This window comes from Providencia sp. PROV261, assembly GCF_028477945.1.
Lineage (GTDB): Bacteria > Pseudomonadota > Gammaproteobacteria > Enterobacterales > Enterobacteriaceae > Providencia > Providencia stuartii.
The window spans coordinates 52,788-64,835 of the sequence record NZ_JAMPMC010000024.1 but is presented as its reverse complement, the minus strand read 5'-3'; the positions used below and the strand labels follow the sequence as shown (position 1 = coordinate 64,835).

The 12,048-nt window shown below is 42.7% G+C and carries 6 protein-coding genes; 2 read left to right on the top strand and 4 right to left on the bottom strand.

The annotated features are described in order from the left end of the window. Positions 1 to 27: 27 nt before the first annotated feature. Positions 28 to 1,509: an MFS transporter gene (locus PR675_RS14195; RefSeq protein WP_004924034.1), complete on the top strand. Its 1,482-nt coding sequence runs from the start codon at positions 28 to 30 to the stop codon at positions 1,507 to 1,509. 72 nt (positions 1,510 to 1,581) lie between these two features. Here the strand turns inward: PR675_RS14195 and PR675_RS14190 are convergent, their stop codons facing one another. After that, a complete protein-coding gene (locus PR675_RS14190; protein WP_060560772.1) occupies positions 1,582 to 2,991 on the bottom strand; it encodes an MFS transporter in 1,410 nt (469 codons plus the stop codon). 74 nt (positions 2,992 to 3,065) lie between these two features. Between PR675_RS14190 and PR675_RS14185 the strand changes: the two genes are divergently transcribed. After that, a complete protein-coding gene (locus tag PR675_RS14185; protein ID WP_004924040.1) occupies positions 3,066 to 3,728 on the top strand; it encodes a helix-turn-helix transcriptional regulator in 663 nt (220 codons plus the stop codon). A 33-nt stretch (positions 3,729 to 3,761) separates the two neighbouring features. Here PR675_RS14185 and PR675_RS14180 read toward each other — a convergent pair whose 3' ends face one another. From PR675_RS14180 to PR675_RS14170, 3 genes are all read right to left on the bottom strand, one after another. Further along, positions 3,762 to 6,293, bottom strand: a complete 2,532-nt coding sequence (locus tag PR675_RS14180) for a penicillin acylase family protein (RefSeq protein ID WP_040132621.1) — start codon at positions 6,291 to 6,293, stop codon at positions 3,762 to 3,764. A 151-nt stretch (positions 6,294 to 6,444) separates the two neighbouring features. Beyond that, entirely contained in the window at positions 6,445 to 7,020 is a 576-nt protein-coding gene (locus PR675_RS14175; RefSeq protein ID WP_040132620.1) for a rhomboid family intramembrane serine protease, read from the bottom strand. Next, positions 7,017 to 11,957: a DNA repair ATPase gene (locus PR675_RS14170; protein ID WP_040132619.1), complete on the bottom strand. Its 4,941-nt coding sequence runs from the start codon at positions 11,955 to 11,957 to the stop codon at positions 7,017 to 7,019. Before PR675_RS14170 ends, PR675_RS14175 begins: the two co-directional genes overlap by 4 nt. Positions 11,958 to 12,048 lie beyond the last annotated feature (91 nt).

Here is a 12,048-nt window from a genome sequence, read left to right as displayed (position 1 = left end):
ATTAAATAAACTTGTTGAGATGATTTTATGCTAGCAAATTATAAACGCTGGATTATTTTACTTTTAGTATCAAGTGTACTCTTTCTGATTGTTATCGATGTGACGGTGTTATATACCGCGTTACCGCGATTAACGCATGATTTAGGCGCCACATCTTCTGAAAAATTGTGGATCATGAATGCTTACCCATTAATTGTCGCTGGGCTGTTGCCTGCTGCGGGTATGCTTAGTGATCGCATTGGCCATAAGGTCATGTTTCTGTTAGGGCTACCTTTATTTGCGGTCGCTTCTTTATGTGCGGCATTTTCTCCGACGGCAATGAGCCTAATTTTATCCAGAGGCTTTTTAGCTGTGGGAGCGGCGCTGAGTATGCCTGCAACCTTATCGATTGTTAGACACGTTTTCTTAGATCCAAAAGAGCGTGCACTTGCGATAGGTATTTGGTCGGCGGTGGCATCAGGTGGTGCTGCGATAGGCCCTTTGGTTGGTGGTGCGCTGCTTAACCACTTTTGGTGGGGATCGGTCTTTTTAATTAATGTTCCTGTGGTATTGCTGGTATTACCTTTTGCCTATTTTTTAATTCCTAAATGTGGCGGAACAGGCTCACAAAAAATTGATTATCTTGGCTCTGGGTTAGTGCTAGTCGGGTTAGTTGGCATTATTTATGCTCTAAAAGAGCTGGGTAAGCCTTATACCAATTGGTGGGAGTTGACTATTGTTGGGGTTATCGGTGGGCTATTTTTATGGTTATTTAGCCGCAGACAAATAGCGTCTGAATCACCAATGATTGATTTTAAATTATTTTCTAACCCTCGTTTTAGTGCCGGTATTTTAATGGCGATATTATCGATGGTGATTATTGTGGGTGTCGAACTCCTATTGAGCCAAAGACTACAATTAGTTCAGGGGTATACGCCACTTCAAGCGGCGCTGTATATTATCCCGATCCCGATTGCTTCTGTATTAGCAGGCCCATTAACTGGAATGTTATTACATACAATGGGGGAAAGACGTTTAACCGTCATTGGCTTTGTTTGTACTTTGGCAGGGGTACTTGGTCTCATTTCTATTTATCAAACCTCAACAGGTTTCATCTTATTGTTATTCCTGTTTTTAATTGGTTTTGGTTTAGGAATTATTTTTACGACAGCTTCAACAACCGTGATGCTCAATGCGCCAGATAAAAAAGCCGGTATGGCCGCGTCTATTGAAGAAGTCGCATATGAAATTGGTAGTGTGTTGGGTGTAACCTTTATGGGGGGATTGATGAGTGCCATTTATACAATGAAATTATCATTGCCCGATAGCTTAGTCGTTGATAATAAAGCTTATGATAGCATTGATGAAGCTTTTATTGTTGCGGAGCATCTGCCGCACGAAAGTGCTAATTTATTGATAAATCAAGCGCACATAGCGTTTGATCAAGCCTTTTTTGGTGTCATGGTATCGACAGCGATTATTGTCATAATCAGCACGCTGTGTATCCCTTACTTTTTCCGTAAAAATTAACGTTAATGAATAAAGGGAAGTGAATTAAATGACACTTCCCTGCTTTTACCACGTATCCCCCACGCGGGAGTATTACTTCACTTTCCTGATCAACAGTGCGGCAAAGAATGGACAAATGGCAAATAAAATAAATAACCAAACAGAGGCTTGTTGAGCGCCTGCTATTCCACCAGGGGAAATCAACCCGCTGTTATTCACGACGACACCCACGAGCGCGGCAGAAAGCGCAGTCGCATATAGTTGAACGGTAATGACGGATGAAGACGCGAGATTTTCTTCACCACTAGGGGCGACACTGAACACTTTTAACACCAAGTGTGGCCAGCAAATACCAATACCAAGGCCAACTCCCATCATTGCGACTAAATAAATTGTAAACAGTAAGATTGAACTCACAAGCTCCGTATGAGGAGTCAAAATGGCTAACACAATTAATGAAATAAATATGATGATTGGCCCTGTACGAAGTATTTTTAACACGATTGGGCCAGTTTTATTGGCACTTAATAATGCGCCAATCGTCCAACCTGCTGCCATAATCGCTGTAAGATAGCCTGCTGATAATGGCGAGAAGTGGTGGATGGTTTGTAAGAAATAAGGAACATAAATTTCCGTTGTCATACCACCCACCAACAAGCTCATCGTTAAATAAATCACACCGAGTGAATTTTTTAATGAATAAGTGCCTGTTGGTAGTAATCGCTTACCTTTTTTACCATCGATTTTTGCGATAGTGACCAATAAGATAAGGCCAACGAATAGGCCAATGGCATTGAATATCAACTGACTGGATAAGCTACCGATGGAAATCGCTAAGACGGAAATCACTAATAGTGAAATGGCGAGAACAGGCAGTTTACTGATCTGTTGGGATTGATTTGTCCTTTTAGGCAATTGATTTATCACGATTAGAACGAGTAGAAGTGCAACGGGAAGTAATGACCAAAAAGCCCAGCGCCAATGACCCGTTTGAGCGAATATTCCACCAATAGCAGGACCGCAAAGTGTCGCTATTCCCCACATACCGGAAACAATGCCCATGGCACGTGACCAAAGGTTTTCAGTAAACACAACGCGAATAAGGGCGTAGCTTAAGGCGAATAAAATTCCACCGCCTAGCCCTTGTAACGCTCGCCCGCCAAGTAACATTAACATTGATGGTGACAGTGCACACCAAATGGAGCCTAATGAGAAAATAAGCAGAGCCGTTAAATAGGCGAATTTAGGCCCTAATTGATTGAGTATTTTACTCGACAGTGTTGAACCCACAATTGAAGTAGCAACAAAAATCGTCGTATTCCACGCATAATATTCAAGACCACCGATATCATTGACGATACTAGGTAAGATAGTTGTCACAATATAAATATTGATAGCATGAAGAGCGACACCACCGGTGAGGGCAATCGTCAATAATGCGTTACGACCACTAAGTAAATCAGCCCACTTAGCTTGAGTTGTCGTGGAGGTTTCATTGCTCATAGCGAGACCTGCTAGACGAGAGAGTTAAAAAAACGTTAATATCCAAGTATTGACTTGGATATTAGAGTGACAGAATGATTAATGCAAGTGATTACTTTGATAATTTAAATATCAGCCAAGCGGTTGATAAGGTTTTGTTTTGCATAAAAACAAAAGGCCCTATCTCGACAGCTGTGATTGCAAAAGACTTGGCAATGACGGGGGAAGCGGCACGCCAGCATATTCAGAAACTGACGTCTTTAGGTTTAGTTGAAGGGGTGCAATGTACCTCTCAAACCGGAGCGGGCCGACCAAGGCAGAATTGGGTGCTCACAGCATTAGGGCATCAGCGCTTTCCTGACACACATGCTCAATTAACATTGCAGCTCATTGATTCTGTAAAAAATATTTTTGGTAATGAAGGGCTGGAAAAGCTAATTAGCCAACGAGAAGGGGAAGTTAAGGCGAAATATTTGTCGCGATGTGGCTCTTTACCTTTCGTTGAACGATTACAGGCATTAGCCGATGTTCGCAACGAAGAAGGTTATATGGCACATATTGAGCAAGATGGTAATAGCTGGTTATTTATTGAAAATCATTGCCCTATCTGTGCTGCGGCGACGGTCTGCCAAAATTTTTGTCGTTCAGAATTGCAACTGTTTCGCGATATTATGGGAAGTGATGTGACAGTTGAGCGTGAGCAATATTTGTTAAATGGCGCGGGACGTTGTGTCTATCGTGTACGGCAAATGAAATAGGGCCGAGTGTTACCTCGGCCCTGTTGAGATTGACTATTTTTCGATCTCAACCTGTTCGCTAGATTCGATGTGCGGCGTCAATTCTTCCGTTGTGAGCCATAATGGTTTCTTTTCAAATTGTTCGTAGAGTGACAATTGGTCTTGATAATGAGGTGATGGTTTGCCTTGAGGTGAAATAAAACCGCTTTGGCCTGGTGCGACGACATCCCAAGCTTTCACTTTACCATCGCTAAACACGATCAAATCATTTTCTGTGCCTCTATTATGATACTCATTTTGATGAAAACGCTCTTTTGCATTGGCTTGAGGAACGCCAAAGAAATTATTGGCTCTGAAAGTGAGTGCCGTGGCAGGGGTTTGCCAGCTTGCAAGATTATCACCATATTTTAGGGTCATCTGCTGATAAGTATTGCGTAATGCTTGGCGAATGACCTCATCTTGAGGTTTGCCTGCAAAGAGATCAATCGCTTGAGGAATTGCAGAGCGTTGTCCTAATAACGATTCATATAAGATTTTGGCCCCCGTACTAATATTCAGTGAACCTGTAGGGCCGTCTTGTGTTGTTTCATAGCCACTGGCTAAATACCATTTATCAAAGGGAGCCGGTACAGCTTGACCGAGAGTCGCTTTTAACATCTCCTTGAGCCAGATATCTAATATTGCCGAGCCTGGTTGAATATAATGCTTACCATCCTTTGTAAGATGATTAATGCCATCCCATTGGTTCAGTATATTAGCAAGTTTTACTGCATCATCATCGGCAGGTAAATCACGCGTAGCACGGATGATATAAGGGGTGAATAAGCGATGATTGAGGTCAACACGGCTGGTTTGTTTTAGGATATCCCACATATCCTCTTGGTTTAACAAAGCTTTTGATTCTATCAGTCTATTTATTTCTGTCACTCGATCAGCCGAACCCCATAAGAAAGCAAATAAATCACTAGCGGGGTAGTTTTTGGCTGGGGAATTATTCCAGTTGGCAATATAACCGGATTTCGGGTTATACACTTTTGGGTTATTGGCAAAGGGTTGCATACCTTGCCAATCCCACTCCCCGGTACCTGGCACTGGAAGGCGAGGGTCATGGTTTTCTTGGCGCTCAGGGTAATGTCCTGTATGGATATAACCAATATTGCCATCTCGATCGGCATAATACCAATTAATGGTCAGTGCTTGATTTTGTGCCTGAGCTTGCCATTGCTGCCAATTTTTGGCTTGTGCTTGTTTTACCCATGCCATCAAGGAAGAGACTTCTTTTCCATCCCACGCTCGAGCCTTGCTGTATGCGATGTTAGCGCTGTTATCTTGTTTGACTATGTTGCCGTGCACCGTTCGATAAACATCTAATGTGACAGGCGAAGCATCTTTCACGTTAATGACCTCTTGGCGGCTGAGCATTTTTTTCCATTGGCCTTGATGTTGGTAATAGTTAGGACGTTTTGGGTCGAGTTTCTCTGCAAAAATATCGACACCATCACCAAAACCAGCCGTTGATCCCCATGCTATGTTGCCATTATGGCCAAATAATATTGCTGGATAAGCGAAAGGGGTGTTGCCAACCAAATCAAAACCAGCACCATGTAAACCAATGCCATAGGTATAGGCTGGGTTAAACCAGCCAAATTGTGGGCCGTTGAGCAAAATTGCGTTAGCGCCATCGGCTTTTGATTTGCCGACAACCCAGATATTACTCGTCGTTGGGTAACCTGCTAACCCGTTCGCACCGCCTTGCTCATATTGCTTGGCAATCAATTGGCTATTTTGCTGTGCTGTTAATGCGATTAATTTGCCGGAGGCATCCTTTGCAGGGCGCTCAAACATAGGGGGAATTAGACGGTAATCGTTTATTTGATTCACCTGAGATTGTTTATTTTTATTTTTTGTATCTGAATAGGTAAATTCTTGAGCATCAATAGTGGTGGGGGCATTAGGGTTGTTTAGCCAATTTATTTGGTTGAATACTGCTAACCCTGTTTGCTCACCATACTTATCTTTTAAGGCGGTTAATAAGGCTAGATTATCGATTTCACTGTTCATATCTGAGAAGCGGTTAGCCATAGTGCCCACCATAATCATGGCAACATCAAAGCTGTTCCATTGAGATGGTGTGAAGTCATAATCAATAAATTGTTTAGGCATTAATTTATCTGGCCTCGCATTCACTTGTTTGATCCAAGCGTTCATGCCGTCTGCATAGCCACGTAGGATATCCTGTTCTTCTTTAGGGAGATTTTTAATTTGTTGATGGATGGAGTCAGGCCAGTAATTACTGCGGATATCTTTATCAAAGGCAATAAAATCTTTGCCGAGCACTTCTGAAACGGTGCCTTGGGTACTGCGTTTTGCCATTTCCATCTGGAAAAGCCTGTCTTGGGCGACAGCATAGCCATAACCATAAAAAAGGCTATATACGTCATCGGCATAGATATGAGGAACGCCGTAGCTATCTCGATCGATTTTGATTTTATTCGGTTCGGCATAGCCAGTAGATGAAAGTGTTGTTAATCCAAAAATAATAACCGCAGATAATAAGTTGTTTATCTTCATCAGGTGAGTCTCCATTTTTTATTGTTTTATGAGACTAACAATCACTAATTTGTAAATGAAGAGTTAAATAATAGTTAAATTATTAATATGTGAACCAAGTAGATAAAAAAGGATACATAAAAATAAAAAAAATATTAAAAGTGAATCTGATCACGTTAGCTAAAAATTAGCTTTCTGTAGGTGAAAGGGCGCTTTTCTTGCGGCGATTAACCCACCATGCATAGAAAATACCCGATATTGCACCAGCAATATGCGATTCAGTTGAAATATATTGATGAACGGGCAGCAAGCCGGATGCCATTGCGCCAAAATAAAATAGCACCAAGACAGTGATGATAATGTCAGAAAGTTTGCGACGAAAATAACCTTGGGCGATCAGTAACCCCCAAAGCCCGAAAATCCAACCACTTGTGCCAACATGAATGGCGTAGCGACCAACTAACCAAACAGCTAATCCACCAGTAATAATAATAAAGAGCGAAGCTAATAGATATTCACGGATCTCTCTATGTAGCAGTACTGCGCTGAGGATCAGTAAAGGAGGAAGGTTACTCAGTAAATGTCCCCAACTACTATGAATAAAGGGGGAAAGGGGGATACCGATGAGGCCCTCTAAGCTTCTGGGTATGATACCAAAGCGATTTAACGAATAGCCTGTTAGGCTATTGATCACTTGGATGATGACCAATAGCCCAGCCAAAATAGCAAGTAGTTTCAGTCGTTGGTTCAACCACTGTTTCATGCTTGCTGGCTTAATGCTTGTACACTTTCAACCAGATCAGCAAGTTGTGCAACAACACGGTCACCCACATCTGCATTATCCCCACCTAGTGCTTTATTGCGCATAAAGTCCTTTTTGATTTGTTGCCAGCGTGCGGCCTGTTGCTCCGTGAGCTTACCGCGAATTTCAGCTAATTTGAGTAAATTTTCTTCTGCTCCTGTGGTGAGTAATTGTGCTTCACCGAGGTAGTGATCATCCAATAAACGTTCAAGCTCCTCTTCATTCATGACAGAGGACACTTTTTCACTCAGTTTATTCATATTTCGATAGCTACCTTGCAAACGGAAGGCTGGCTCGGTGCGGTATTTATCGGACTGTGCTGCACTGGCAATATATTGCTGATTCACTTTGAGTACGACATCGCGTAGCGTGATTAGGCGCTTAATGACAGCGACAATTTCACTGATTTCTGCATCTGAATAGGGGTAGCTCAAAGCATTAGTTGAGACTGATTTACCCATTGCTTTATCAACGAAAAGGTAGAGGTCATTGAGATCACGTAGAGCAAGCGGCGCAAGTACAGGGTTTGAGGTGAGACTGTTTTCAATGTAGCTTAATGCGAAGGCATCATCCATGCCGCCAAGCACTTCCCCTAGGTTATAGATATCAGCGCGGTTGGCGAGCATGTCCGGTATGCGGAACACTTCACCTGATTCGGTATATGGGTTACCTGCCATAACAACACAGAATTTTTTACCACGCATGTCATAGGTTTTCGTTTTTCCTTTCCAAACCCCTTCAATGCGCCTTGTTCCGTCACACAGAGAAATAAATTTCTGTAAAAACTCAGGATGCGTATGCTGAATATCATCCACATAGAGCATCACGTTATTCCCCATCTCTAAGGCTAAATTGAGTTTTTCTAGCTCCTGACGTGCAGTTGCATTTGGTGCTTGGTCTGGGTCGAGTGATAACACGTCATGACCTAACGCAGGCCCGTTAATTTTCATGAAAATGAGGCCTAAGCGGTCAGCAACATATTCCATCAATGTGGTTTTACCGTAACCAGGCGGGGAGATCATCAAAAGTAGCCCCATCAAATCGGTACGTTTACCTTCCCCTAATGCACCGATTTGCTTCGCCATATTGTCACCAATAATCGGTAAATAGACGTCGTTGATCAGTTTATTACGAACAAAGGAGCTAAGAGGGTGCGCTTTAAACTCATGTAGCTTCAAACGACGGCGCTCTTCAATGACAATACGTTGGCGTAACGCTTGATATTCACGGAATGCGGGAATAAACCGTTTTCTTTGAAAACGCATGCGACTGAAATAGTTATCTAAGCTCAACGAGAGGGTTTGATTTTCTATCGTTGGATGTTCGCCTAATAACCCATTAACTTTGAAGTACAGATCAGCTTCGCTATAACGTGCTGATGCGACTTTGTCTAAAATAATAATGGCGATTGCACCCGGAATATAAGGCGTAAGATGGGCAAATTCAGGCACTGAACATAGCCCTTGTAACCAGTTTTGAATCAATGCCCAACGCTGAGCATAGCGGCCTGCAAGGTTTTGTTGGGAACGGTTGAAGTCTATCCACATATGGGCGTCTTCTAACCGAGTTTGCAAGGCGGCAACAAGGTCTCTAGCATATTTACTGTAAACTAATTCAATAGGCGTTCTCGCCAGCGCAAAGCTAAGATACTCTGCGGCTTGAGTTTGTTGGTAACTTTCACAAGGTATCGGGTGCTCTTGTAAAAATAGGCTAATGTCTGCTTCGATTTCCGCCTGCAAATCGAGCAAAGCATCATCATTATGGAATAGCTGATGAATATTCATTGCGGTTCTGGCGCGCTCTGGCCATAAAGCCGGATATTCATTATTTTGTACTTGTTCCCAGAAAATCGCAGCAATTGCTCGCGATGTTGGGTTATAACGCAGTAAATCAGCACTCTCTCCGACAGGCAGGAGTTTTTTCAAAATAGCGATGGCATCGTGATCGTGAATACCTTTCTCATAGCCCTCTTTATAACGTGGGGCTGCAAAGTCGCGTACGATTTTCTCTAATTTCTCAGGCACCGATAACGCGGACTTAAGCATATTATAATCAAGGCCATCTTGGCGCTTACTTGCAGCGTAGATAATTGAATATGCAAGGTATTCAGCCCGATAAACATCGTCTGACTCGGATTCAAGTGCCGCTGACCAATAAGGTTGTAACTCAGCTAATTGAGGGTTATCAATAGGCTCTTGGAAATCGGTACCCGTCAGATATAACCAAAGTTGGTTATCTTTCGGCAAGATGGTTAAATCAAGCTCTTGGGTGTTAACACTAAAGCGATGGCGAGGCCCTAATTTAATTATATTACCGCCATCTTCGTAAATATCTGTTTTATCGCGTAGTGTGCGAATAGATTGGTCGCGCGCTGCTTTTAATCTAGCATCAATATCATCCGCTTTGACGTTATCATTGATTTCTCTTAGTTTTTCAATGATTTCACGCGTTTTTGTTGCCAATGGATCAGACGCAAAAAAGGCGTTTAATTCATCTTGAGACTGTAAACGTGCAGTGCGGCGTTGCAAACTATCTAACAGGCGGTCGGCTGCTGTTTGTAAGTTTTGTGAACGGCGTTGGCGTTCATCTAATAAGGCTTGCTTGTGCGACTCAAAGGTTTCTAGCAGCTCTTCGCGTTTGGCGAGAATATCTTCTAGGAACTCATCGTGGCTGCTGAATTGGCTTTCTAACTCTTCTAATTGGACTAATAGCCTAGATAGCTGGTCATCGCAGCGTTCAGGATCCGTGGAGAGTGATAGGGCATTTGTAATGCCTTGGCTAAATAGGCGGAATTGTGCGCCAAACTGAGCCACAGTCTCGACAGCACTTTGTGATTTACGTTTTTGTTGTAAACGAGCGCGTGACTGGTTTAATTGGGCATAAATTTGTGAAATTGCATCAATGATGTTGGTTTGTTGAGTCACATCATCAAATTTTAGCGAAGCCATTAGATTCGATAGCATATCCAAGTCGGCAGACATTTTTTCCATGCCATTCATTGGAATATCGAGCTGCGCACTATTTTGAGCACTCTCCATTTGCTCTTCAAACTGAGAAAGTTGCGTTTTAAATGGTTGTAGTGCTTTATCGCTCGCTAGGAAAGTCGCGGTAGTTTGAGAAACATACTGCTGTGCTTGCGTAATTTCTTCTTCCATCTGCGCGAGTTTCGTTAAATCCATATAGCGGAATTCGCGTAAGGAGATCAGGTGACCACGTTGGGCACTGAGTGCATTTAACCCATCAACAAACTGCTGAATATCATTCCAGCTTTCAGGTAATGTTAAAGACATCAGTGTCTTTTGCCGATTAACCGCTTCATTCATCGATTTTGCTGATTGCTGGCGGATACTCTCGACTTTTTCATACTCATCTAAGACCAATTCACTGGTTTGTGTGATCTCTTTGAGTAATTTACCGATACCTAAACATTGCTCGTCATTAAACCAATAATAAATATCAAGTAGGTTTTTCGGTTGTTGGCTGAGTTGTTCATAGCGGGCAACGGAAACCTGATTACCTTCAATTTCTTTAGCAATATGCAGAATTTCTGAGATGCCACGTACAAGATCAGCGTTACCAATGCGACCAAAAAAGCCCCCTCGCGCAGGCTGTTGATCGGCAAATTCTTCTGAATAGAAAGGGGTTTGCCAAACTTGCATCGGGTGAACTCGAGTGGCTTCGTCACCTTCACCTTCAAAGAGAACCATTTTCCCATCTTCAAGCATGGCATAACCATGCCCGATCAGCGGAATCGCCAGTTTTCGCTCAATCAAATTATAATTAAAGAGGGCGATACGACCTTGGTTTGGCGAATAGAAGACATACAGGACATCCTCACCGTTTGGGGAACGGCGCAAGCGACGAAAACGCATGCCATCCATAGGTTGATCAAAGGTTTTATACTCACCATTTTGTAAGTAATATCCACCTGGGAAAATAATGCCGTGGTCTTCGGGAAGCTGTACACATGCCTGACCAATCGCATCAATGCGTTGAGCTGTTTGAGTCAGTGTATTGTAGACGAGATAGCGCCAGTTCTCTTCGCGATAGGGTAATATTTTCAGTAAGATCAGGCTGCCTGTTTGGGCATATTCAATTTGGGCATCATCTAGGGATTGGTTTTTATCTAACACCGCTTCGCGATAAATGCCGAGGCCATCTTCTGTGTTATTTTCGCATTTTATGGTGAGGTCGCCACCAATAGTTTCAACGAAAACAGTATCTAAAATATTGATATGCGGAAAACGACCATTAACCGTGTTTTCACGGGTTGTTTTCACCCATTCAAAGTCATAGGCAGGGGGAAGGGCGATGTCGCGTTCACCGCGGTTGTCGATATAATCGATTTTGCTTTTATCACTGGAGATAGACCAGCGGAAAACCCGCACATCGGTGATACGTTCACCAATTTGAAAGCTAGCTAATAGCTTACCATCACGTTCAACTAACTGTAGTAATTGGGTGTTTTTGTAATAGGTGTAAAGCTCAGTAAAATCTTGGATAAAGCGCGTATCACTGAGGAAGGTGCCGTCATAGGAGACCGCTTCAACATCAAACTCACCTTGGTTATCAATCAGTCGATACAGAGAAAACACATCTTCAATTTGTGTTTCTCTTTTGAGGCCAAGGAAAACGTTATAGCCAAATAGAAGCCATTCACCAACTCGGACAATATCCCTTGCTTGGCAATTATTTTCTGTGCGAATACGAATACGGCCAATAATATCCATTTGGCTTTGACCGAACTCTTGTAAACGACTGTCATTGAGTTGCGCTGCTTTTTGATGAAGCTGTTGCCCTTGTTCTGTAAGGCGTTTGCGTAATATTTCATATGCGCCGCCTTGCGCAACAGCACTATCCAGTATGTTTTGCTCGTGACTCGTATCCTGAATTGACATGCGTCGTTGGTTTCCTTGGCTATAACAAAAGACAAAAGTTGAAGGCATACCCGATATGTATGCCTTTGAACTAGGATGCTCGTTTACCGTT